The sequence below is a fragment of the Herbaspirillum sp. genome (genome assembly GCF_035644555.1).
Taxonomy (GTDB): Bacteria; Pseudomonadota; Gammaproteobacteria; order Burkholderiales; family Burkholderiaceae_D; genus Herbaspirillum.
Genome location: NZ_DASQOH010000079.1, coordinates 93,185 through 117,497 on the forward strand (window position 1 = coordinate 93,185; position 24,313 = coordinate 117,497).

The following is a 24,313-nucleotide window of genomic DNA, read 5'->3' on the forward strand; positions in this document are numbered from 1 at the left end:
GTGGCTGGAAACGCCTTTTGCTTCATGTTTCAAATAAAAAAGCGAATCCCGGAGGATTCGCTTTTTTATTTGATATTAGGAGATATAATTCCGATGCGCTGACTGGATGACGTACAGAAGTTCAGGTAGACAAGGTCCTTCCCCCACAACTTGATGCAATCCGCTAACCGGTCAGGCCGTGTCGCGGAAGGTGTAGAAACCCGCTAATCTCGCGAAGCGCGAAGAAAGGTGAGCAAATGACAAAGCTCTACGAGCAATACAACATCAACTCCTACCTGTTCGGTGGGAATGCTCCGTACATCGAAGAACTGTACGAAGCCTACCTGAACAACCCCGGCTCTGTCCCCGATAACTGGCGTGCTTATTTCGACGCCGTGCAACACGTCCCCGCCACCGACGGCTCCACCCGTCCCGATGTGGCCCACGCTCCGGTGATCGCATCCTTCGCCGAACGTGCCAAGCAAGGCCCCATCCGCACCGTCATCGCATCCGCCGACTCCGACATGGGTCGCAAGCGCGTCGCCGTCACCCAGCTGATCGCCGGCTACCGTGACCTCGGCTCCCGTTTCGCCAACCTGGACCCGCTGCAACGCCAGGAACGCCCCAACATCCCTGAACTCGATCCCTCCTTCTACGGCTTCACCGATGCCGACATGGACATCGTGTTCAACATCAACAACACCTACTTCGGCCCGGAAACCGCGTCCCTGCGCGACCTGCTGCAGATGCTGCGCGATACCTACACGCGCTCCATCGGTGCCGAGTTCACCTACATCTCGGACATGTCCGAAGTGCGCTGGCTGGAAGAGCGCTTGGAGCCGACCCGTGCCGTGCCCAGCTTCTCTTCGGACAAGAAGAAGCACATCCTGGAGCGCCTGACCGCTGCCGAAGGCCTGGAGCGTTACCTCCACACCAAGTACGTCGGCCAGAAGCGCTTCTCGCTGGAAGGCGGCGAATCCTTCATCGCTTCCCTGGATGAAACCATCCAGCGCGCCGGTGAAAAGGGCGTGCAGGAAATCGTGATCGGCATGGCCCACCGCGGTCGTCTGAACGTGTTGGTCAACATCCTGGGCAAGACCCCGCAGGAACTGTTCTCCGAGTTCGAAGGCCGTCACGCCGACGACCTGCCGGCCGGTGACGTCAAGTACCACCAGGGCTTCTCCTCGGACGTCTCCACCCCAGGCGGCCCGGTCCACCTGTCGCTGGCCTTCAACCCCTCCCACCTGGAAATCGTCAACCCGGTGGTCGAAGGTTCGGTCAAGGCCCGTATGGATCGCCGCGGCGACAAGGATGGTTCGCAAGTGCTGCCGATCCTGGTGCACGGTGACGCCGCCTTCGCCGGCCAAGGCGTGGTGATGGAAACCCTGAACCTGGCCCAGACCCGTGGCTACGGCACCGGTGGTACCGTCCACATCGTCATCAACAACCAGATCGGCTTCACCACTTCCGACCCGCGCGACTCCCGTTCGACGCTGTACTGCTCGGACGTGGTCAAGATGATCGAAGCCCCGGTGCTGCACGTCAACGGCGATGATCCGGAAGCCGTCGTGTTCGCCACCCAGATCGCTGTCGACTACCGCATGAAGTTCAAGAAGGACATCGTGGTCGACATCATCTGCTTCCGCAAGCTGGGTCACAACGAGCAAGATACGCCTGCTCTGACCCAGCCGCTGATGTACAAGAAGATCGCCCAGCACCCGGGTACCCGCAAGCTGTACGCCGACAAGCTGGTCACCCAGCAGACCATTCCCGCCGATGGCGGCGAAGAACTGGTCAAGGCCTATCGCGCCGCGATGGATGCCGGCAAGCACGCCATCGACCCGGTGCTGACCAACTTCAAGAGCAAGTACGCCGTCGACTGGCTGCCGTTCCTGAACCGCAAGTGGACCGACGCTGCCGAGACCGCCGTGCCGATGGCCGAGTTGAAGCGCCTGGCCGCCAAGATCACCACCGTCCCTGAAGGCTTCAAGGTTCACTCGCTGGTCGAGAAGGTCCTGAACGACCGCGCCACCATGGGTCGTGGCGAGATGAACCTGGACTGGGGCATGGGCGAACACCTGGCCTACGCCAGCCTGGTTTCCTCCGGCTATGCCGTGCGCCTGACCGGTCAGGATGCCGGCCGTGGTACCTTCACCCACCGTCACGCCGTGCTGCACGACCAGAACCGCGAGCGTTGGGATGCCGGTACCTTCATCCCGCTGCAGAACGTGGCTGAGAACCAGTCCACCTTCACCGTGATCGACTCCGTGCTGTCCGAAGAAGCCGTGCTGGCCTTCGAATACGGTTACTCGACCGCTGAACCGAACACCCTGACCATCTGGGAAGCCCAGTTCGGCGACTTCGCCAACGGTGCCCAGGTCGTCATGGACCAGTTCATCAGCTCCGGCGAAGTGAAGTGGGGCCGTGCCTCCGGTCTGGTGCAGATGCTGCCCCACGGTTACGAAGGCCAGGGTCCGGAACACTCCTCGGCACGTATCGAGCGTTACCTCCAGCTGTGCGCCGACAACAACATGCAGGTCGTGCAGCCCACCACCGCTGCGCAGATCTTCCACCTGCTGCGTCGCCAGATGATCCGCCTGTTCCGCAAGCCGCTGATCATCATGACCCCGAAGTCGCTGCTGCGTAACAAGGATGCCGGCTCGCCCCTGTCCGACCTGGCCAAGGGTTCGTTCCAGACCGTGATCCCGGAAGTCGATGAAACCATCGACGCCAAGAAGGTCAAGCGCATCGTCGCCTGCTCGGGCAAGGTGTACTACGACCTGGTCAACGCCCGCAAGGAACGCGGTCAGACCGATACCGCCATCATCCGCGTCGAACAGCTGTATCCGTTCCCGCACAAGGCGTTCGCGGCTGCACTGAAGCAGTTCCCGAACTTCAACGAACTGGTGTGGGCGCAGGACGAGCCGCAGAATCAGGGCGCATGGCTGCAGATCCAGCACAACATCTTCGAGAATCTCTCCGAAGGTCAGAAGCTGGCCTATGCAGGCCGCCCGGCCAGCGCCTCGCCGGCCGTCGGTTACTACGACAAGCACTATGCACAGCAAAAGGCACTGATCGAAACCGCCTTCGCCAAGCTCAAGGGCTTTGTGCTGACCAAGTAATCATCGATGCAAACGGGACGCGCTGCGAGGGCAGTGCGTCCCTGTTTCCATAAGAACGAAATCACCCGAAAATCGGAGAATCCTGAAAATGGCTCAAATCGAAGTAAAAGTCCCGCAGTTGTCGGAATCCGTTGCCGAAGCAACCCTGCTGCAATGGCACAAGAAGGTCGGCGAACCTGTCGCCCGTGATGAAAACCTGATCGACATCGAGACCGACAAGGTCGTGCTGGAACTGCCCTCGCCGGACGCCGGCGTCATCACCCAGATCATCAAGGCTGACGGTGCTACCGTCGTGGCCGGCGAAGTCATCGCCATTCTCGACACCGACGCCTCCGCGCAAGTGGCCCCGACCGAAGTCAAGGCTGCTCCCGCTCCGCAAGCGACCAACGAACCGACCCCGGTGGCCGCTCCCGAGCTGGCTTCCAAGGGCGACGTCGCCATGCCCGCCGCCGCCAAGCTGCTGGCTGACAACAACCTGTCGACCTCGCAAGTCACCGGCACCGGCAAGGATGGCCGCGTGACCAAGGGCGATGTGCTGGGCGCGCTGTCGGCTCCCGCCGCCGCTCCTGCTGCCGCTGCCAAGCCGGCCCTGGCTGCCGTTGCCGCACCGGTCAAGGCTGGTCTGGAAAGCCGTCCGGAACAACGCGTGCCGATGAGCCGCCTGCGTGCCCGCGTGGCAGAGCGTCTGGTGCAATCGCAATCGACCAACGCCATCCTGACCACCTTCAACGAAATCAACATGCAGCCGGTCATCGACCTGCGCAACAAGTACAAGGACAAGTTCGAGAAGGAACACGGCGTCAAGCTGGGCTTCATGTCCTTCTTCGTCAAGGCCGTCGTGCACGCCCTGAAGAAGTACCCGATCGTCAACGCCTCGGTCGACGGTAACGACATCGTCTACCACGGCTACTTCGACATCGGCGTGGCCGTCGGCTCGCCCCGTGGTCTGGTGGTGCCCATCCTGCGTGATGCGGACCAGATGTCGATCGCCGACATCGAAAAGAAGATCGGTGAATTCGGCCAGAAAGCCAAGGACGGCAAGCTGTCCATCGAAGAACTGTCGGGCGGTACCTTCACCGTCTCCAATGGCGGCACCTTCGGTTCCATGCTGTCGACCCCGATCATCAACCCGCCGCAATCGGCGATCCTGGGCATCCACGCCACCAAGGAACGTGCAGTGGTCGAAAACGGCCAGGTCGTGGTGCGTCCGATCAACTACTTCGCGCTGTCCTATGACCACCGCATCATCGACGGCCGTGAAGCCGTCCTGTCGCTGGTCGCGATCAAGGAAGCGCTGGAAGATCCCGCTCGTCTTCTGTTGGATCTGTAAGCAACCGGCCATCACGGCGTGAGCGAGGCGCTGAACGGCCCCCAGGCATTCAGCGCCTTTTTGCATCCGTTTTGGATCAAGAGATCAAAGCGGATGTGCACAACGAATCAGGAATACACACATGAGCAAGAATTTTGACGTCGTCGTCATTGGTGGCGGCCCCGGCGGCTACATCGCCGCCATCCGCGCAGCCCAGCTGGGTTTCAACACCGCCTGCATCGACGAATGGAAGAACGAAAAGGGCGGCCCGGCACCGGGCGGTACCTGCACCAACGTTGGCTGCATCCCCTCCAAGGCGCTGCTGCAATCGTCCGAGCACTACGAACATGCCAGCCACGGCTTCGCCGAGCATGGCATCGAAGTCAAGGGTCTGGGCCTGAACCTGGACAAGATGCTGGGCCGCAAGAACACCGTGGTCAAGCAGAACAACGACGGCATCCTGTACCTGTTCAAGAAGAACAAGGTGTCCTTCTTCCACGGCCGCGGCTCCTTCGTCAAGGGTGATGCCAACGGCTACGAGATCAAGGTTGCCGGCGCTGCCGAAGAAACCATCATCGCCAAGCACGTCATCGTCGCTACCGGCTCCAACGCCCGCGCACTGCCGGGCGCCGAGTTCGATGAAAAGCTGATCCTCTCCAACACCGGTGCACTGGCCATCTCCGAAGTGCCCAAGAAGCTGGGCGTGATCGGTGCCGGCGTGATCGGTCTGGAAATGGGTTCGGTCTGGCGTCGCCTGGGCGCGGAAGTGACCGTGCTGGAAGCCCTGCCGACCTTCCTGGGCGCAGTGGACGAGCAGATCGCCAAGGAAGCCCAGAAGCTGCTGACCAAGCAGGGTCTGGCCGTGAACCTGGGTGTGAAGATCGGTACCATCAAGGCAGGCAAGAACAGCGTCTCCGTGGAATACACCGATGCCAAGGGTGAAGCCCACACCGGCGAATTCGACAAGCTGATCGTCTCCATCGGCCGCACCCCCAACACCATCGGCCTGAACGCCGAAGGCGTGGGCCTGAAGCTGGACGAGCGCGGCTTCATCGCCGTGGACGGCGACTGCAAGACCAACCTGCCCAATGTGTGGGCGGTGGGTGACGTGGTGCGCGGCCCGATGCTGGCCCACAAGGCCGAAGAAGAAGGCGTTGCCGTGGCCGAGCGTATCGCCGGTCAGCATGGTCACGTCAACTTCAACACCATTCCCTGGGTCATCTACACCTCGCCGGAAATCGCCTGGGTCGGCAAGACCGAGCAGCAACTGAAGGCCGATGGCGTGCAGTACAAGGCCGGTACCTTCCCGTTCCTGGCCAATGGTCGCGCCCGCGCGCTGGGCGATACCTCGGGCATGGTCAAGTTCCTGGCGGACGCCAAGACCGACGAAATCCTGGGCGTGCACATCGTTGGTCCGATGGCTTCCGAGCTGATTTCCGAAGCCGTGGTGGCCATGGAATTCCGTGCTTCGTCGGAAGACATCGCCCGCATCTGCCACGCTCACCCGTCGCTGTCCGAAGCGACCAAGGAAGCGGCCCTGGCCGTCGACAAGCGCGCATTGAACTTCTGATGCGCGATCAATGCGACAATACGCGTCGCCCGCACCTGCCACGCTTGTGTTGCACGCGTATTGAGCATTGAGATGCCAACCCAATGGGCGAGCCTGGCTCGCCCATTGTCGTTTTACAAGACCACACCATGGATGTCCGTCAATTCTACGAACAGTCGCTGTCCCAGCGCGGTTATCAACCCGACGAGGCGCAATTGCGCGCCATCGAGCGCCTACAGCGCGCCTACGAGGAGTGGGTCGCCTACAAGGCCCAGCGCGCCTCCGCCTTCAAGCGCCTGATCAGCCGCCCGGCCGTGCCGCGCGGCGTCTACATGTGGGGCGGGGTGGGGCGCGGCAAGTCCTTCCTGATGGACAGCTTTTACTCCGTGGTGCCGGTGGTGCGCAAGACGCGCCTGCACTTCCACGAATTCATGCGCGATGTGCATCGTCAGCTGGATGAGCTCAAGGGCATCGCCGATCCGCTGGACGAGGTCGCCAAGCGCATCGCCAAGAAATACCGCCTGATCTGCTTCGACGAATTCCATGTCTCCGACATCGCCGATGCGATGATCCTCTACAACCTGCTCAAGGGCTTGTTCGATCATGGCGTCTCCTTCGTCATGACCTCCAATTACGAGCCCGGCACGCTCTATCCGGACGGCCTGCACCGCGACCGCATGCTGCCCACCATCGCGCTGCTCAAGGAAAAGCTGGACGTCATGAACATCGACGCCGGCATCGATTACCGCAAGCGCGTGCTGGAACAGGTCAAGGTCTATCACACACCCTTGAACGCCAAGACCGATGAGGAATTGCGCACCGCCTTCGCGGCCGTGGCCGAGGCGGCCGATGAAGATCCACGGGTGCATATCGAGGCGCGCGAGATCCGCGCCCTGCGTCGCGCCGGCAGCGCCATCTGGTTCGATTTCGCGACCCTGTGCGGCGGTCCGCGTTCGCAGAACGATTACCTGGAACTGGCCAGCCGCTTCCAGACCGTGATCCTCTCGGGCATCCCGCGCATGTCGGCGGCCATGTCCTCCGAGGCGCGCCGCTTCACCTGGCTGATCGACGTGTTCTACGACCACAAGGTCAAGCTGATCATGTCGGCGGCCGTAGAGCCGGACGAGCTTTACACGGTGGGGACCCTGTCCAACGAGTTCCACCGTACCGTTTCACGTATCATTGAGATGCAATCGAAGGAATACCTGGACGCGGACCGGCGCTCGATTGCCGACAGCCTCTCCTGAACAATCACCTGATGGACAAGAACCACATGCAAGGTCTTTTCGCCGATGCCAAGGGCGTCACCTCATCCCTGTGCGGCCTGATGCTGGCCCTGGCCAGTGCCGCTTGTGCCGCGCAGGCCCAGGGGACGGCGACTGCCGGCGCCCCGTCGGCGGTCGCGGCCACCACGACGCCGGGCGCCACCGCGCCGGCTGCTCCGGCCACCACAGCCGCGCCGATGAGCCGCGAGCGTTTCGATGAACTGGAAGCCCGCGCACCGATTACCACCCGTTTCCCGGCCGGCTCCATCAAGTCCGACGAGGTGGCGCAACAGGCGCTGGACCAGGCCGCAGAAGACCGCCAGGCCGTGGAACTGCGCTACATCCTGGACCAGCGTGCCTGCTATCCCAAGTTCCTGGTAGCCGATTGCCTGGAGGCGGCGCGCGACCGCAAGCGTCTGGCCGAAAAGCGTATCAAGCAGGTGGAATACGAAGCCAAGGTGTTCCAGCGCCAGACCACGGTGGACGACCGCGACCGTTCGCTGGCCGAGCAGCGCGCCAAGGACGAGCAGGATGCGGCCCGTCGCCTGCAGGAGCAGAAGGAAAAGGAAGCCAGTTCGGCCCGCAAGGTGCAGGAGAGCAACGCCAAGAACCAGGAAGTCCAGCAGCGCATCGACCAGAACAAGGATGTGCCGGCCGATTATCGTGTGCGCCAGCATGAGGCCGAGGTGCGGCGCCAGCAGGCCGAAGAGGCCGCCCGCGCGCCGGAGCGCGCCGCCAATGCCGCGCAGCGCCAGCGCCGCATCCAGGAGGCCGAGGAACACCGCCTGGAAGTGGAGCGCAAGAAGGCTGAAAACGAGCGCGAGCGGGCCGCGCGCAAGAAGAACCAGCAGGATTCGCAGACCACTGCGCCGGCCGCCAGGTAGTCTGCCCGGCACGGCTTACGTGCCGCCCGCGCGGGCCGATTGGCGCGCGCGGGCCGGTGCATTACACTAGCAAGCACATCAGCAACCAGTCCGCCATCATGACCAGTACGCATCGCGAAGACATCCAGCGCCGCATCATCGAACTCGAAGTCGAGCATCGCGATCTTGACAGCGTGATCGACATGCTCATCCGCGATGCCCGTTCCGAAGACCTGCAATTGCGCCGCCTCAAGAAGCGCAAGCTGCAATTGAAGGACCATATCGCCCTGCTGAAGATGCAGCTGGTCCCGGACATTCCCGCCTGATCGCCGCATCGCCGCGCTGCACACGCCGGCCGGCGGGGCTCTTCCTCGAATTGTCGCGTGCCCGGCAGCGACGATATCGGGCCGGTGCCAGCCAGCCAGCCGAGTCCGCGTAAAATAGCGGCTTCCTCCCATCGACGTGCAGAAGGTGCAGGCGCCGGCCAAGCCTGTCTTCCACGTTTTTTTCTACAGGTTTGCCGCAGTGACTGCCCCAGAAGCCCCCACCGATATCGTCGATAGCAACGCCCGCCAGCTTCCCGCCGACGGGCAGGACGCGGCGCTCGCATCGCCCGGCGTGCACGATGCCGAGATCGATCGTCTCTTCGGTGCCGGTGGCCCGCTGGGTGGTGCCGTGGGCAGCTACCGGCCGCGCCACGCCCAGACCGAGATGGCCAAGGCCATTGCCACAGCCATTGCCGAACAGGGTACGCTGATCGCCGAGGCCGGCACCGGCACCGGCAAGACCTTCGCCTACCTGGTGCCGGCCTTGCTGTGGGGCGGCAAGACCATCGTCTCCACCGGCACCAAGACCCTGCAGGACCAGCTGTTCAACCGCGACATTCCAACCGTGCGCAAGGCGTTGCATGCACCGGTGTCGGTGGCGCTGCTCAAGGGACGCAGCAATTACGTATGCCATTTCCACCTGGAGCGCACCCTGCAGAACGGCCGCCTGACCGCGCGCGAGGATGTCGGTTACCTGCGCGAGATATCGCGCTTCGTGAAATCCACCTCGTCCGGCGACAAGGCCGAACTCACCAAGGTCCCGGAAACCGCCTCGGTATGGAACCTGGTGACCTCGACGCGGGATACCTGTTTCGGCGCGGAATGCCAGTATTACCAGGACTGCTTCGTCATGAAGGCGCGCAAGGAGGCGCAGCAGGCTGACGTGGTGGTGGTGAACCATCACCTGTTCTTCGCCGACGTCGCCCTGAAGGACACCGGTATCGCCGAGCTGCTGCCCTCGGCCAATACGGTGATTTTCGACGAGGCGCACCAGTTGCCGGATACCGCCACGCTGTTCTTCGGCGAGACCATCTCCACCTCGCAGATCCTGGAGTTGTGCCGCGACGTGCTGGCCGAGGGACTGGCTCACGCCCGCGACGGTGCCGACTGGGCGCGTCTGGTGGCGCCGGTGGAGCGCGCCGCGCGCGACTTGCGGCTGGCCTTTCCGGAAGATTCGATCCGCCTGGCGCTTAGCCAGATCGCTTCCTCCAGTGCTTTCTTCCCGGCTCTCGATACGCTCAAGGACTGCATGGACGACATGATCGCCGTGCTGGAAAAACAGGCCGAGCGGGCCGAGACCATCGAACAGTGCCGCGACCGCGCCAACGAACTGTTGCGCCAGCTGGAAAACTGGGGAACGCCCGATGAGATCGCCAAGGCACAGGCGGAAGCGGCCGCCAAGGCGCCGGCCGCGCCCAAGGCCGGCGAGCCGGCGGGCGATCCCGATGCCCAGCCGGTCCAGAAGCCCTTCTACGTATTGTGGATCGAGGCTTTCCAGTCGTCGCTGCAGTTGCATCGCACACCGCTGTCGATCGCGCCCATCTTCAACAAGCAGCGCGAAGGAACCCCACGCTCATGGATCTTTACATCGGCCACATTGGCGGTGAAGAAGGATTTCAATCACTATGCGGCCCAGATGGGTCTGTGGAATGCCCCGGCCCAGTCCTGGCCCAGCCCGTTCAACTATGGCGAACAGGGCCTCCTGTACGTGCCGCAGAATCTGCCGCAGCCCAACTCCTACGACTATACCGACGCCGTCATCGATGCCGCGCTGCCCACCATCGAAGCCGCTGGCGGTCGCTGCTTCTTCCTGTGCACCACGCTGCGCGCGGTCAATCGCGCCGCCGAACGGCTGCGGGCGGAATTCGAGGCGCGCGGCCATGCCTTCCCCCTGTTCGTGCAGGGTGAGGCCGGCCGTACCGAGTTGCTGGACCGTTTCCGTGCCGCCGGCAATGGCGTGCTGATCGGCAGCCAGAGCTTCTGGGAAGGCGTGGATGTCCGTGGCGATGCGCTGTCGCTGGTGATCATCGACAAGCTGCCGTTCTCGCCGCCGGACGACCCGGTGCTGGCAGCGCGGATCAGCGAGATGGAAAAGCAGGGCCTCAACGGCTTCGTACACCACCAGCTGCCGGCCGCCATCATCAATCTGAAACAGGGGGCCGGCCGCCTGATCCGCGATGAGGGTGATCGCGGCGTGCTGATGATCTGCGATCCCCGCCTGATCACCAAGAACTACGGCCGTCGCATCTGGCAGAGCCTGCCGCCGTTCAAGCGCACCCGTGAGCTGGAAGTGGTGCAGGCCTTCTTCCGCGAGCAGGATGCGCGCCGTGCAGCCGCAGGCGGGGGCGACTCAGCCGGAGAGGCCTGAGATGGCCGACCATACCTCCCTGGTGCCGGTGCGCGCCTCGGCGCTGATGCTGGGCAAGCCCGCTCCCTGGCCCATCTACAACGAAGCCGGCAAGCTGCTGCTGGCGCGTGGCACCCTGATCGACACGCCGGATCAACTGGCCGGCCTGATCGAGAACGGTCTCTACCGCAATGCCCACTGGGTGGCCGAGCCCGATACCGAATCGGTACCGCTGCCGCAGGCGCGCGACGTGCTGCGCCGCAAGCACGGTGGCAAGAAGCCTGCCAAGCCGAGCGCCGTCAAGCGCGGCCAGGAAAGCGTGATCACCCTGGACGAGGTACGCTGGCAGATCGGCGATACCTTGTGGCTGCAATTCGCCGACGATGCCGCCCAGCGCTATGCCGTATCCCTGGTGGGCTGCCTGCCCAATCGCAGCATCCTGGTGACTGCGCCGCAGAAGGAGGGCAAGCAGCTCTTCGTGCGCGATGGCCAGGCGTTCGTGGTACGTGCGCTGTCCGGACGACGCGCCTACGCCTTCGCTGCCCAGTTGCTGAAGTACCAGCAGACGCCATTCGTCTATCTGCATCTGTCGCTGCCCCGGGAAGTACGCTCCACCGTGATCCGCCAGGCCATGCGGGTGCCGGTCGGGGCCGAGGGCTACCTGACGCTGGATGGCGCCCAGCCGCTGCCGGCCAGCGTGATCGACCTCAGCCTGGGTGGTGCTTCGCTGGTAGCGACGTCCTTGTCGGGCAGGGTGGCCGCGCAAAAAGGCGTGACCGGGCGCTTGCGCTTCGTGGCCGCCGTCGCCGACCAGCAATTGAGCGTGGACCTGCAGGTGGTGCTGCGCACCGTCGAGGCCCTGGGCGAGGCGGATTTCCACCAGTACGGCGTGGAATTTTCCGGGCTCAGCGTGCGCGACAGGCTGGTCCTGTCAGCCTATGTCTACCAGGAATGGAGTCTGCAGGAGTAGCGGGGGTGCGCAGCGCTGAGAATGTCGCTCGCGGTGGCTGCCCAAGGCCCGGCTTCGGTTAAAATTCAGGCCATGAAGATCCTCATCAGCAACGACGACGGCTACCTGGCGCCGGGTATCAATGCCCTGGCCGAGGCGCTCGCCCCCATCGCCGACATCACCGTCGTCGCGCCGGACAGCAACCGTTCCGGCAGCTCCAATTCCCTGACCCTGGATCGTCCGCTGTGGGTGGAGCAGGCGGCCAACGGCTTTTACTATCTCAACGGCACGCCGTCGGACTGCGTGCACGTGGCCCTGACCGGCCTGCTCAAGGAGCGGCCCGACCTGATCGTCTCGGGCATCAATCAGGGCCAGAACATGGGGGACGATACCTTGTATTCCGGCACCGTGGCGGCGGCGACCGAGGGTTTCCTGTTCGGCATCCCGTCGATCGCGTTTTCGCAGCTGCACAAAGGCTGGGCCGAGCTGGACACGGCGGCCCGTATCGCCCGCGAGATCGTGCAGCGCCGCTTCGACGCCTTGCCACAGCCCTACCTGCTCAACGTCAACATTCCCAACCTGCCGTACGCGCAGATCAAGGGCAGTCTGGCGACGCGCCTGGGCAAGCGTCACATGTCCGAGCCGGTGCACAAGCTGACCGATCCGCATGGACGCGACCTGTACTGGATCGGCCCGGCCGGTGCGGCACGGGATGGCGGCGAGGGTACCGACTTCCATGCCACCGCCCATGGCTATGTCTCGATCACGCCGCTGCAGATCGACCTGACCCACACCACCCAGCTGGACAACCTCAAGAAAGCGCTTGCATGAGCGACAAGTCCAGCCGCTTTCCGCTCTCCCTGTCTTCGGTGGTCGACAAGAAGAAGTCCGCCGGGCGGGATGCGGCTGGCCGCCCGCAGGCGACCACCCAGACGGCGGCCAAGAATGCCGCCCAGTCGTCGCAGCGGGCCGCGCTCAAGCCGGTGCAGCAGGGTCTGGCGCAGGCCTTGCGACCGCCACCGGTGCCGCCACGTGCCCCGGTCGCACCGGCCCAGCGCCTGCTGAGCGCCGCACCGGCGCCGCGTACGGCGATCAAGAACGTCATGACGGTGACCCAGACCAACCACTCCCACCACGCCTCCCCGCTGGCCTCGGAGGCCGTGCGCAAGGCCATGGTGGCGCGCGTGGCCAAGCAGGGCGTGGCCGACGTCAAGGTGCTGGCCGCGCTGGAGGCAGTGCCGCGCCACATGTTCGTGGAGCCGGGACTGGCCAGCCAGGCGTATATCGATGCCTCCTTGCCGATCGGCCATCACCAGACCATTTCCCAGCCCTACATCGTGGCGCGCATGATCGAGATCATGCGCCAGAACCGTCACGGCGGGCGCCTGGACCGGGTGCTGGAGATCGGCACCGGCTGCGGTTACCAGGCTGCGGTGCTATCGCGGGTGGCCGGCGAGGTGTATTCGATCGAGCGTATCAAGCCCCTGCACGAGCTGGCCAAGACCAATCTGCGTCCCTTGCGGATTGCAAACATCCGCTTGCATTACGGAGATGGTATGCTTGGCCTGCCGCAGGTAGCGCCTTTCGACGGCATCATTCTGGCGGCAGCCGGACTGGAAGTACCGCAGGCCCTGCTGGAGCAGATGGCCATCGGCGGCAGGCTGGTGGCCCCGGTGGGCGAAAAGCAGCAGGTTCTGGAACTGATAGAACGCGTGGGCCAGCGCGACTGGCGCCGCAGTACCCTGGAACAGTGCCATTTCGTGCCCTTGCGACCGGGAACGGTGTAAGGCGGTAGGCCACGGGCAGCAAGGCAATACCGGCGGGTGTCAGGATCCGCCAAGCATCATCGAAACAGGGAACGGGCGGCAACAAGCACAAGCATCCAAGCCGCGGGTCGATGAAGAGAGCGGATGGGCAGGCAAGGGGGCCGCATTTCCCTGATGAACTTCTGGCGCTGGCTGCATGTCAACTAGCGTCGTACAAAATCTTACGTAAGAGCATGAAGAAAATTCGTTTGGCTGTATTGGGCAGTGTCGTCAGTTTGCTGGCCGCCTGCGGCTCGACACCGAATCAGCAGCCGGCGCCGGTGGTCGAGCGCACCACCAGCACCGTCAAGCCGGTCGACAATGCCGTGGTGCCGGCCGCGCCGGTGCCGTCCGGGCGTGGCTACTACACGGTCAAGAAGGGCGACACCCTGTATCGCATCGCCCTGGACGTCGGACAGAACTGGCGCGACATCGTGGCCTGGAACAACCTGACCAACCCGAACGACATCAAGGTCGATCAGGTATTGCGCGTGGCTCCCCCCGACCGCGCTGCCGGCGCGCCGCAGACGGCGGCCGTGGTGGCCGCGCCGGGTGCCGGGCTTGATGTCAGGCCGCTGGGCGCGCCGGGCAGCTCCGCACCGGCGGCGGCACCGATGGCCTCGGGTGGCAACAAGACAGGTCCGCGTGGCGACAAGCGCGCCTATTCGGACAGCGCCCTGGCCGAACTGGAAAAGCCCGATGCCAGCCCGGCAGCCAGTGCCCCGGCACCGGCGACCCCGGCGGCGGGTACGGCCAAGCCGGAAGCGCCGCATGCCGTCGAGAAGCCGGCAGCAGGCAGCGCGGCGCCCGCGGGTGATGACGAAGGCGTTTCGTGGATGTGGCCGGCCGAAGGCAAGGTGGTCGGCACCTTCGAAGGCGGCAAGAAAGGCGTGGACATCGCCGGCAAGGATGGCCAGGCAGTGCTGGCGGCAGCCGGTGGCAAGGTCATGTATGCCGGCAGCGGCATTCGCGGCTATGGCAACCTGGTGATCATCAAGCACACCAACAACCTGCTGTCGGCCTATGCCCACAACAAGACCATCCTGGTCAAGGAAGGCCAGAGCGTGACCAAGGGACAGAAGATCGCTGAGATGGGTAAATCCGACAGCGACAGCGTCAAGTTGCACTTCGAGATCCGGCAACAGGGCAAACCTGTTGATCCTTCCAAATACTTACCGCCACGCTAGCGTATGACAAGCAATCGCCGCGATCACTTGCCAGACCAGGACCCTCGCGAAGAGGACATCGACGATCCCATTGATGAGATCGATGAACCGGAAGTGATCGATGGCGATGCGGCGGCCGATGCTCCCCAGGAGGCGGCGCCAGCCGAAGGGGTGGACGAACTCAAGAAGGTGCTGGCCGCCGAGCTGTCCACCGACACCACCCAGCACTACCTCAACAAGATCGGCGCCAAGCCGTTGCTGACAGCGGCCGAGGAACTGCATTTCGCCACCCTGGCCAAGCAGGGCGAGTTCGTAGCGCGGCAGAAGATGATCGAGCACAACCTGCGGCTGGTGGTGTCGATCGCCAAGCACTACATCAACCGCGGCGTGGCCCTGCTGGACCTTATCGAGGAGGGCAATCTGGGTCTCATGCGCGCCATCGACAAGTTCGAGCCTGAGCGCGGTTTCCGTTTTTCGACCTATGCTACCTGGTGGATACGCCAGAGCATCGAGCGCGCCATCATGAATCAGGCGCGTACGGTGCGCCTGCCGGTGCACATGGTGCGCGAGCTGAACCAGATCCTGCGCGCCAAATATCACCTGGAAGCACAGCAGCGCGACGGCCGCGACGCCAGCGCCGAGGACATCGCCCATCTGGTGGACCGTCCGGTGGAAGAGGTGCAGGACGTGCTGGCCCTGTCCGAGCATGCGGCCTCGCTCGATACGCCGCTGGACAATGACCCCCAGGCCAGTCTGATGGACCTGCTGCCCAGCGCGGTGGAGGAGCATCCCGATACCCGTGCCGAAAGCCAGGAAATGGCCGTGCTGATCCGCGAATGGTTGAAGAGCCTGTCGGAAAAGCAACGCGTGGTGGTGGCGCGCCGCTTCGGTCTGGACAATGACGACCCGTCCACGCTGGAGCAGTTGGCCGGCGAGATGGGTATCACCCGCGAGCGCGTACGCCAGGTGCAACAGGAAGCGCTGGTCAAGCTCAAGCGCCTGCTGACCGCGCGCGGAGTGGGGCGCGACGCCCTGTTCTGAGTCCTCCGGAGGCGCTGCCGGCGCCCGGGCCAGCGCAGTAGCGCCGCTCGGGGGCGGTTTCCCGTGTTCCCGCCTCACCCGGCCGTGCAATGCGCTTCCCTCGCGCGCAAGGATCGCGGACAATACCGCTTTTGTTTTTGGCAGCGGACTGCGGTCCCATCCAGTGGTTTCCCTCATGCAACAAGACATCATCATTGAAATCAAGTCGCTCGACATGGACGGGCGCGGCGTTGGTCACCTCGAGAACGAGGATGGCACGCCAGGCAAGGTCATCTTCGTCGAAGGCGCGCTGCCGGGCGAACGGGTCGGTTTCCAGTCCTATCGCAAGAAGCCCAAGTGGGAAGCGGGCGTCATGACGACGCTACATAGCGAATCCTCGTTGCGCGTGAAGCCGCGCTGCGATTATTTCGGCACCTGTGGCGGCTGCGCCATGCAGCATCTGGAGCCGTCAGCCCAGGTCGCCATGAAGCAGCGCGTACTGGAGGACAATCTCTGGCACCTCGGCAAGACCAAGGCCGAGGTGATGCTGCGGCCCATCTATGGCCCGACCTGGGGGTATCGTTATCGCGCCCGCATTTCGGTGCGCCATGTGGCCAAGAAGGGCGGGGTGCTGGTGGGCTTCCACGAAAAGCGCTCCTCCTTCATCGCCGACATGAAGACCTGCGAGATCCTGCCGGCCAACGTCTCGGCCATGCTGGTGCCGTTGCGTGAGCTGGTGGCGGCCCTGTCCATCCGCGACCGGATGCCGCAGATCGAGTTGGCGGTGGGTGAGGGTGATGCGGGTAACAAGGTTACCGTGCTGGTGCTGCGGATCATGGAAGCCTTGTCTGCGGCCGACGAGGTCTTGCTCAAGAGCTTCGCGGATCAGCACCAGATCGAGTGGTGGCTGCAGACCAAGGGCCCGGACACCGCCGCCCCGTATTACCCGGCCCAGTCGAAGCTGCAGTACACACTGCCTGAATTCGGCATCCGCATGCCCTTCAAGCCTACCGATTTCACCCAGGTCAACCACCAGATCAACCGCGTGCTGGTGGCGCGTGCACTGCGCCTGCTGGATGTGCAGCCGCAAGACCGCGTGGCCGACCTGTTCTGCGGTCTGGGCAACTTCACGCTGCCCATCGCCACGCTGGCGCGCGAAGTGGTCGGGATCGAAGGTAGCACGGCGCTGACCGAGCGCGCCCTGGACAACGCCAAGGTCAACGGCGTGGATGCCAAGACCAGCTTCTACTGCCGCAACCTGTTCGAGGCCAAGCCCGAGGATTTTATCGCCCTGGGCAAGTTCGACCGCATGCTGATCGACCCGCCGCGCGAAGGCGCCATGGAAGTCTGCAAGGCCCTGGTGGAGTTGCCGCCGGAGCAACAGCACCTCAAGCCCAGGCGTATCGTCTACGTGTCTTGCAATCCGGCTACGCTGGCGCGTGACGCCGGCATGTTGGTGCATCTGGGCGGCTACGCCCTCAAGTACGCCGGGGTGGTGAACATGTTCCCGCACACGGCTCACGTCGAGTCGATTGCGGTATTTGACCTGCCGCAATAGGCATCGGGCCCATCAATGAAAAAGCCGGCTTGCGCCGGCTTTTTTGATTGCTCAGGATGCAACTGCGTCAGTCGCGGTTGCCGCCCACGATGCCCAGGATGGACAAGAGGTTGGCAAAGACGTTGTAGACGTCCAGATAGATCGCCAACGTTGCGGAGATGTAGTTGGTCTCGCCGCCGTTGACCACCTGTTGCACGTCGAACAGGATGTAGGCCGAGAAGATGGCGATGGCCACCACCGAAATGGTCAGTTGCAGCGCCGGCAGGTGCAGGAACATGTTGGCCAGCGAGGCCACCAGGATCACCAGCACGCCTGCAAACAGGAACTTGCCCATGCCCGAGAAATCCCGCTTGGAGACGGTGGCGATGGTGGCCATGCCGCAGAAGATGATGGCGGTACCGCCGAAGGCCGTCATGATCAGACCGGCGCCGTTGGAAAAGCCCAGCGTGAACTCGATGAGGCGCGACAGCATCAGGCCCATGAAGAAGGTGAAGCCCAGCAGGAAGGCCACGCCCCAGCCGGAGTTCTTGGTCTTCTCGATGGCAAAGAAGAAACCGAAGGCGATGGCCAGGAACAGCACGAAGCCGATCATCGGGCTCGCGGCGAAGAGGTTCAGGTGCATCTGCACGCCCAGCCAGGCGCCCAGCACGGTCGGGATCATCGACAGCGCCAGCAGCCAGTAGGTATTGCGCAGCACACGGTTGCGGGTGGCCAGGCTCGTGGTCGAGTGGCCGAAGGTCGTGTCCAGTTGGTTCATATGTCCTCCGAAGCGTTGAATGCGAGCCAGAGAATAGCACGGCGGCTCGTCACTAAGACAAGTCTTCCCTCGCTCTGGTTCGACATTCTGCCGCTGCTTGCTCTGGCCGGTTCGTGCTCCGGCGTGGTGCGTTGCGCAAAACTCGGGCGTATGGCGTGTCAAAGGAGGTGAATTGAGATGTTATCTGATGGTTTCATGCTAAAATACAAGGTTAATTGAATTATCAATTCTTGGCTTTAAGCCATTATTTTTATTGGAGTTTTTCTCATGGCAATTGAACGCACCCTGTCGATTATCAAGCCCGACGCCGTCGCCAAGAACGTGATCGGCCAGATCTACACCCGTTTCGAAAACGCTGGCCTGAAGGTCATCGCCGCCCGCATGGCACAACTGTCGCGCGCCGAGGCAGAAGGCTTCTACGCCGTGCACCGCGAGCGTCCCTTCTTCAAGGATCTGGTGGACTTCATGGTCTCCGGCCCGGTGATGATCCAGGTGCTGGAAGGCGAAGGCGCGATCCTGAAGAATCGCGACCTGATGGGCGCGACCGATCCGAAGAAGGCTGAAAAGGGCACCATCCGCGCCGACTTCGCCGACTCCATCGATGCCAACGCCGTGCACGGTTCGGACGCTGAAGAAACCGCCAAGGTCGAAATCAGCTACTTCTTCCCGGCACTGAACGTTTATTCGCGTTAATCTGTTCCTGTTTTTCATCGGTCTTCCGGATCGGGGCGGAAACCGGCGTCGCAATCCCTGCAGCGTCTTTCTGCCTTGGTCCCGGCCGCAAGCATCATGACTACAGCTCTCACCAATCTGCTGGATATGGATCCCGCGCAACTCGTCGCCTACTGCGGCGAGTTGGGTGAGAAGCCGTTTCGTGCCAAGCAGTTGCAGCGTTGGATACACCAGTTCGGCGTGTCTGATTTCGATCAGATGACCGATCTGGCCAAATCGCTGCGCGACAAGCTGAAGACCCGCGCCGAAGTCCGTGCGCCGGCCATCATCAGCGACCATACCTCCACCGACGGCACCCGCAAGTGGCTGGTCGACGTGGGCCAGGGCAATGCGGTGGAAACCGTGTTCATCCCAGAAGAAAACCGCGGCACGCTGTGCGTTTCCACGCAGGCGGGCTGTGCCGTGAACTGCCGTTTCTGCTCCACCGGCAAGCAGGGCTTCAACCGCAATCTGACGGTCGCCGAGATCATCGGCCAGCTGTGGATGGCGGAGTTCGAATTGCGCAAGACCAAGGGTATCGAGGGCGGTCCCAAGGGCGAGCGCCAGATTACCAACGTCGTGATGATGGGCATGGGCGAGCCGCTGCTCAACTTCGAGCCGACCGTGACCGCCTTGCGCCTGATGCTGGACGACAATGCCTATGGCCTGTCGCGCCGTCGCGTGACCTTGTCCACCAGCGGCGTGGTGCCGATGATCGACAAGCTGTCCCAGGAGTGCCCGGTGGCGCTGGCGGTGTCGCTGCATGCCTCCAACGACGCGCTGCGTGATTCGCTGATCCCGCTGAATCGCAAGCACCCCCTGCGCGAGCTGATGCTGGCCTGCAAGCGCTATCTCGAATTCGCGCCGCGCGACTTCATCACCTTCGAGTACTGCATGCTCGATGGCGTCAACGACACCGACACCCATGCCCGCGAACTTGTCGCGCTGGTGAAGGAAGGCGAGACCGCCATCCCCTGCAAGTTCAACCTGATTCCCTTCAATCCCTTCCCCGAGTCGGGCCTGAAGCGCTCCCACAATCCCCGCATCAAGGCCTTTGCGCAGATCCTGATGGATGCCGGCATCGTCACCACCATCCGCAAGACGCGCGGGGATGACATCGATGCCGCCTGCGGGCAGCTGGCCGGCGAGGTCAAGGACCGCACACGCGTGCAGGAGCGCATGCAGAAGATGGCGGAGTACCAGGACAAGTACGGCCGCGATTTCGGCCGCATCGTGGAGATCTCCGGGTGACGGCAGGGTGCGTGAATGCCCTTGCTGGTCGTGTTACACCAGCCTTTGCCAGCTTGGCGAGGGCAGATGCACCTCTTTTGTTCGAATGTGTTGCAGGGGCGTCGATGTTGCGCTGGGGCGCAGGCATCGCACGTCCTTTTTGTGTTTTTGTTGAAGTGATCGCCGGCCTTGTCACGCATCGTCAGGACAGGCCGGCGCGGTCGAAATTCCCGGGAGGGGCGCGACACGGGTCGCGCAGGGACGCTCCAGAAGAATCCGGCCCGGGCCGGTTAAAAAAAGCTTTTCCATGTGGAGCATTTGATGAGTGATCAACAAATGAACGAAATGTCGTCGCAACAACCGCAAGAGGCCGGTCAACCGTCCCAGACCGCCCTCATGCCTGGTGCCATGCTGGCTGCGGCACGTCAGAAGAAGGGCTGGTCGGTGGAGCAGGTGGCCAGCCTGGTCAAGCTGGCGCCGCGCCAGATCCAGGCCATCGAGGCCGACAATTATGCTGCCCTGCCGGGCTTGGCCGTGGCGCGTGGTTTCGTGCGCAGCTATGCCAAGGTGCTGGGTCTGGACGCCAACGTCATGACGGCTGCCATGCCGCAGGAGTCGGCGATGGCGCAGCGCGATCACATCGTGCCGCAGCATTCGCTGTCCACACCCTTCTCGGAAGGCCCGCTGCCGGCCATGATGATGAGTACCCGGGGCAACAGCTCGGCCTTGCCCGTCATCGCCGGCGTGGTGGTGGTGGCGCTGCTGGCAGGTGCGGCTGCAGTGCGCTGGACCGACCTGGGCGCAGCCGTGCCGCAACTGGCCTGGCTGAAGTCCCACAAGAGCGAGGCGGCAGCGCCTGAAACCGCCGCGCAGGGTGCCGAAGTGGCGTCCGCCGATACGCCGGTCAATGCGCGGGTGGAAACCATCGTGCCGCCGGCTGCCGAGGAGAGCAGCAAGGAGGCCACCAAGGAAACCGCCCCGGTCGCAGCCACACCGGCGCCCCCGGTAGCGGCGTCGCCGGCTCCGGTGGAAGCGGCCACCCCGGCCGCCTCGCAGCCGGCATCGGCGGTGTCCCAGGCCGCGACCAGCGCGGCCCCGGCCGCCGTGCCGCCCGGCCAGATGGCTTCCACGACCGTGCCAAGCGGCCTCAACATCGTCAACAGCAAGGACTTGCTGCGCCTGACCTTCCGTGAAGATTCGTGGGTCGAAATCCGCCGCGCCGACAAGAGCACCGTGATCTCGCGCCTGTTGAAGGCCGGGACCACCGAAACCTTCGACGTCTCCGACGCCACCACCCTGATCATCGGCAATGCCGCCGGGGTGGATGCGACCTTGCGCGGTCAGGCGCTGGACCTGAAAACGCCGGGCGGCAGCAATGTTGCGCGCCTGAACCTGAACTGAACCGTCTGCCTATCATGTCTTCCTCCCCGATCGCTTCCGGGCCGCTGGCCCGCCGCAACAGCCGCCGCGTGGTCATCAGCCACGGTGCGCGGGAAATCGTTGTCGGCGGCGGCGCACCGGTGATGGTGCAATCCATGACCAACACCGATACCGCCGATGCCATCGGGACGGCGATCCAGATCAAGGACCTGGCCCGCGCCGGCTCCGAGATCGTTCGCCTGACCGTCAACACACCCGAGGCGGCCGCCGCCGTCCCCGCCATCCGCGAGCAGCTCGACCGCATGGGCGTGGATGTGCCGCTGGTGGGCGATTTCCACTACAACGGCCACACCCTGCTGACCGACTATCCGGAGTGCGCCCAGGCATTGTCCAAGTACCGCATCAACCCCGGCAACGTCGGCAAGGGCGCCAAGCGCGACACCCAGTTCGCCCAGATGATCGAGGTGGCCTGCAAGTACGACAAGCCAGTGCGCATCGGCGTCAACTGGGGCAGCCTGGACCAGGCCCTGCTGGCGCGCATCATGGACGAGAACGCCGGGCGTGCCGAACCCTGGTCGGCGCAGGCGGTGATGTACGAGGCGCTGGTGACCTCGGCCATCGAAAACGCCCAGCGCGCAGAAGAGCTGGGCATGGCCGGCGACAAGATCATCCTGTCCTGCAAGGTCTCCGGTGTGCAGGACCTGATCGCGGTCTATCGCGAACTGGCCCGCCGCTGCGACTATCCGCTGCACCTGGGCCTGACCGAGGCCGGCATGGGCAGCAAGGGCATCGTGGCGTCCACTGCAGCATTGTCGGTGCTGCTGCAGGAAGGCATCGGCGACACCATCCGTATTTCGCTTACCCCCGAACCGGGCGGCGACCGTACCAAGGAAGTGGTGGTCGGCCAGGAAATCCTGCAGACCATGGGCCTGCGCAAGTTCACCCCGATGGTGATCGCCTGCCCGGGTTGCGGGCGCACCACCTCCACCGTGTTCCAGGACCTGGCAGACAAGATCCAGACCTTCCTGCGCGAGCAGATGCCGGTGTGGAAGGGCAAGTATCCCGGTGTGGAGGCCATGAACGTGGCCGTGATGGGCTGCATCGTCAATGGTCCGGGTGAGTCCAAGCATGCCAATATCGGCATCAGCCTGCCGGGTACCGGCGAGTCGCCGGCGGCGCCGGTGTTCATCGACGGCGAAAAGAAGATGACCCTGCGCGGCGAACGCATCGCCGAAGAATTCCAGAACGTGGTGCTGGACTACGTCCAATCCCATTACGGTCAGGGCGGCCCGGCCTGATGGCCTGGCCTGCTGGCCGCCCCGCGCGGTCGGTTGCGCCCGGCCATGCAGTACACTTGCGCTGTTGCGTTCACGTCCATGATGCGAACGGTGGCAGCTTCCAGAATTGAAGAATCAAGACAACACTCTCCGGTATTCGGTATGTCAGAACAAAAGAAAGTCGAAAAAATCGTTGGCGTCAAAGGGATGAACGACATCCTGCCCGCCGATGCGCCCTTGTGGGAGCTGTTCGAGAACACCGTGCAATCGGTGCTCAAGAGCTATGGTTTCCAGCAGATCCGCACCCCTATCGTCGAGCCGACCGCGCTGTTCGCACGCGGCCTGGGCGAGGTGACCGATATTGTCGAGAAGGAAATGTATTCCTTCACCGACTCCATGAACGGCGACAACCTGACCCTGCGTCCGGAAAACACCGCCGGCGTGGTGCGTGCCGCCCTCGAGCACAACCTGACCTATGACGGCCCCAAGCGCCTGTGGTACGTCGGTCCCATGTTCCGCCACGAGCGTCCGCAGCGCGGCCGTTATCGCCAGTTCCACCAGGTCGGAGCGGAGGCGGTCGGCTTCAGCGGCCCGGACATCGATGCCGAACTGATCATGATGTGCCAGCGCCTGTGGGATGACCTTGGCCTGTCCGACATCCGCCTGGAGCTGAACTCGATCGGCAACGCCGAAGAGCGCAACAAGCACCGTGCCGACCTGATCGCCTATTTCGAGCAGCACAAGGACCTGCTGGATACCGACGCCCAGCGCCGCCTGCACGCCAATCCGCTGCGCATCCTCGACACCAAGAATCCGACCATGCAGGAAATGGTCAACGCCGCCCCCAAGCTGCTGGACTACCTGGGCGAGGAATCGCGCGCGCACTTCGAAGGCGTGCAGAAGATCCTGCGTCACAACAATATTCCGTTCACCGTCAATCCGCGCCTGGTGCGCGGCATGGACTACTACAACCGTACCGTGTTTGAGTGGGTCACCGACCAGCTGGGTTCGCAAGGCACGGTCTGTGGCGGCGGCCGCTATGACCCGCTGATCGAAATGTTCGGCGGCAAGCCGACGCCGGCCTGTGGTTTTGCCATGGGCGTGGAGCGCCTGCTGGAGTTGATGAAGGCCAGCGGCGAGCAATATGCGCCCAACCAGTGCGATGTCTATCTCGTGCATCAGGGTGATGATGCCCAGCTGCAATCTTTCGTCCTGGCGGAACGTTTGCGGACTGCCGGGCTCGATGTTGTGCTACATTGCGCATCGTCGAACGGCGGTGGTTCGTTCAAGGCGCAGATGAAGCGCGCCGACGCCAGTGGCGCCGCCTTCGCCGTGATCATCGGCGAAGACGAGCTCAAGGCCGGTACCGCCACCGTCAAGCACATGCGCGAAGGCAGCGCCGAAGAGGGGCGTGCCAACCAGAGCAACATGGCCTTCGATGCCGTGGTCGACTACATCGTGGAGCAGATCGTCGGCGATCACGACCATGATCATGACCACGTGCACTATCACCCCTGAGCAAGCGTCATCCGTCAACACAGTTTTCTAATCGCAGAGTTACATGGCATACGATCTCGAAGAACAAGAACAGCTTGATTCCATCAAGGCCTGGTGGGCGAAGTACGGCAACCTGGTGACCTGGGCGCTGATCATCGCGCTGGCCGCCTATGCAGCCTGGACGGGCTGGAACACCTACCAGG

20 protein-coding genes are annotated in these 24,313 nt (G+C 63.5%); 19 read left to right on the plus strand and 1 reads right to left on the minus strand.

The genetic code is table 11. The features are described 5' to 3' along the window. The first annotated feature begins 236 nt into the window (after window positions 1–236). The 13 genes from VE092_RS22490 to rlmD all read left to right on the plus strand — a co-directional run bounded on the left by VE092_RS22490 (window position 237) and on the right by rlmD (window position 17,258). Window positions 237–3,101 (plus strand): 2-oxoglutarate dehydrogenase E1 component, encoded by a 2,865-nt coding sequence (locus VE092_RS22490; RefSeq protein ID WP_175344325.1) that lies wholly within the window; start codon window positions 237–239, stop codon window positions 3,099–3,101. Window positions 3,102–3,189: 88 nt separating this feature from the next. Further along, the gene (gene odhB, locus VE092_RS22495) at window positions 3,190–4,431 is read left to right on the plus strand and encodes a 2-oxoglutarate dehydrogenase complex dihydrolipoyllysine-residue succinyltransferase (RefSeq protein ID WP_324880126.1); all 1,242 of its coding nucleotides are present in this window, start codon (window positions 3,190–3,192) and stop codon (window positions 4,429–4,431) included. Window positions 4,432–4,552: 121 nt separating this feature from the next. Then, window positions 4,553–5,980 carry a dihydrolipoyl dehydrogenase gene (gene lpdA / locus VE092_RS22500; protein WP_324880127.1) on the plus strand — a complete coding sequence of 476 codons (1,428 nt, stop codon included), beginning with the start codon at window positions 4,553–4,555 and terminating at the stop codon, window positions 5,978–5,980. Window positions 5,981–6,108: 128 nt separating this feature from the next. Next, entirely contained in the window at window positions 6,109–7,206 is a 1,098-nt protein-coding gene (gene zapE, locus VE092_RS22505; RefSeq protein ID WP_324880128.1) for a cell division protein ZapE, read from the plus strand. A gap of 11 nt (window positions 7,207–7,217) precedes the next feature. Next, window positions 7,218–8,108 (plus strand): hypothetical protein, encoded by an 891-nt coding sequence (locus VE092_RS22510; RefSeq protein ID WP_324880129.1) that lies wholly within the window; start codon window positions 7,218–7,220, stop codon window positions 8,106–8,108. Window positions 8,109–8,206: 98 nt separating this feature from the next. Next, window positions 8,207–8,413 carry a YdcH family protein gene (locus VE092_RS22515; protein WP_006463294.1) on the plus strand — a complete coding sequence of 69 codons (207 nt, stop codon included), beginning with the start codon at window positions 8,207–8,209 and terminating at the stop codon, window positions 8,411–8,413. A 226-nt stretch (window positions 8,414–8,639) separates the two neighbouring features. After that, window positions 8,640–10,781, plus strand: a complete 2,142-nt coding sequence (locus VE092_RS22520; RefSeq protein ID WP_324880142.1) for an ATP-dependent DNA helicase — start codon at window positions 8,640–8,642, stop codon at window positions 10,779–10,781. A 1-nt stretch (window position 10,782) separates the two neighbouring features. Further along, window positions 10,783–11,730 carry a flagellar brake protein gene (locus VE092_RS22525; protein ID WP_324880130.1) on the plus strand — a complete coding sequence of 316 codons (948 nt, stop codon included), beginning with the start codon at window positions 10,783–10,785 and terminating at the stop codon, window positions 11,728–11,730. Window positions 11,731–11,802: 72 nt separating this feature from the next. Next, window positions 11,803–12,540, plus strand: coding sequence for a 5'/3'-nucleotidase SurE (gene surE, locus VE092_RS22530; RefSeq protein WP_324880131.1), 738 nt, complete (start codon window positions 11,803–11,805; stop codon window positions 12,538–12,540). Then, window positions 12,537–13,496 (plus strand): protein-L-isoaspartate(D-aspartate) O-methyltransferase, encoded by a 960-nt coding sequence (locus VE092_RS22535; RefSeq protein ID WP_324880132.1) that lies wholly within the window; start codon window positions 12,537–12,539, stop codon window positions 13,494–13,496. The genes surE and VE092_RS22535 overlap by 4 nt, the downstream gene beginning before the upstream one ends. Before the next feature lie 212 nt (window positions 13,497–13,708). Further along, complete coding sequence (locus tag VE092_RS22540) at window positions 13,709–14,701, plus strand: peptidoglycan DD-metalloendopeptidase family protein (RefSeq protein WP_324880133.1); 993 nt, start codon at window positions 13,709–13,711, stop codon at window positions 14,699–14,701. Window positions 14,702–14,704: 3 nt separating this feature from the next. Continuing rightward, a complete protein-coding gene (gene rpoS / locus VE092_RS22545) occupies window positions 14,705–15,721 on the plus strand; it encodes an RNA polymerase sigma factor RpoS (RefSeq protein ID WP_324880134.1) in 1,017 nt (338 codons plus the stop codon). A 175-nt stretch (window positions 15,722–15,896) separates the two neighbouring features. Then, window positions 15,897–17,258, plus strand: a complete 1,362-nt coding sequence (gene rlmD / locus VE092_RS22550; protein WP_324880135.1) for a 23S rRNA (uracil(1939)-C(5))-methyltransferase RlmD — start codon at window positions 15,897–15,899, stop codon at window positions 17,256–17,258. A gap of 67 nt (window positions 17,259–17,325) precedes the next feature. Here the strand turns inward: rlmD and VE092_RS22555 are convergent, their stop codons facing one another. Then, window positions 17,326–18,015 (minus strand): Bax inhibitor-1/YccA family protein, encoded by a 690-nt coding sequence (locus VE092_RS22555; protein WP_324880136.1) that lies wholly within the window; start codon window positions 18,013–18,015, stop codon window positions 17,326–17,328. 267 nt (window positions 18,016–18,282) lie between these two features. Between VE092_RS22555 and ndk the strand changes: the two genes are divergently transcribed. The 6 genes from ndk to VE092_RS22585 form a co-directional block, all read left to right on the plus strand. Continuing rightward, window positions 18,283–18,708, plus strand: coding sequence for a nucleoside-diphosphate kinase (gene ndk / locus VE092_RS22560; protein WP_008329884.1), 426 nt, complete (start codon window positions 18,283–18,285; stop codon window positions 18,706–18,708). Window positions 18,709–18,804: 96 nt separating this feature from the next. Further along, on the plus strand, window positions 18,805–19,977 hold the full coding sequence (gene rlmN / locus VE092_RS22565) for a 23S rRNA (adenine(2503)-C(2))-methyltransferase RlmN (protein WP_039875259.1): 1,173 nt from the start codon (window positions 18,805–18,807) through the stop codon (window positions 19,975–19,977). 300 nt (window positions 19,978–20,277) lie between these two features. Then, the gene (locus tag VE092_RS22570) at window positions 20,278–21,357 is read left to right on the plus strand and encodes a RodZ domain-containing protein (protein WP_324880137.1); all 1,080 of its coding nucleotides are present in this window, start codon (window positions 20,278–20,280) and stop codon (window positions 21,355–21,357) included. Between the two features lie 14 nt (window positions 21,358–21,371). After that, the gene (gene ispG, locus VE092_RS22575; protein WP_324880138.1) at window positions 21,372–22,634 is read left to right on the plus strand and encodes a flavodoxin-dependent (E)-4-hydroxy-3-methylbut-2-enyl-diphosphate synthase; all 1,263 of its coding nucleotides are present in this window, start codon (window positions 21,372–21,374) and stop codon (window positions 22,632–22,634) included. A gap of 141 nt (window positions 22,635–22,775) precedes the next feature. After that, window positions 22,776–24,131 carry a histidine--tRNA ligase gene (gene hisS, locus VE092_RS22580; RefSeq protein WP_324880139.1) on the plus strand — a complete coding sequence of 452 codons (1,356 nt, stop codon included), beginning with the start codon at window positions 22,776–22,778 and terminating at the stop codon, window positions 24,129–24,131. Between the two features lie 43 nt (window positions 24,132–24,174). Continuing rightward, window positions 24,175–24,313, plus strand: a 139-nt coding sequence (locus VE092_RS22585; protein WP_324880143.1) for a tetratricopeptide repeat protein, incomplete at its 3' end; no start/stop codon positions are given.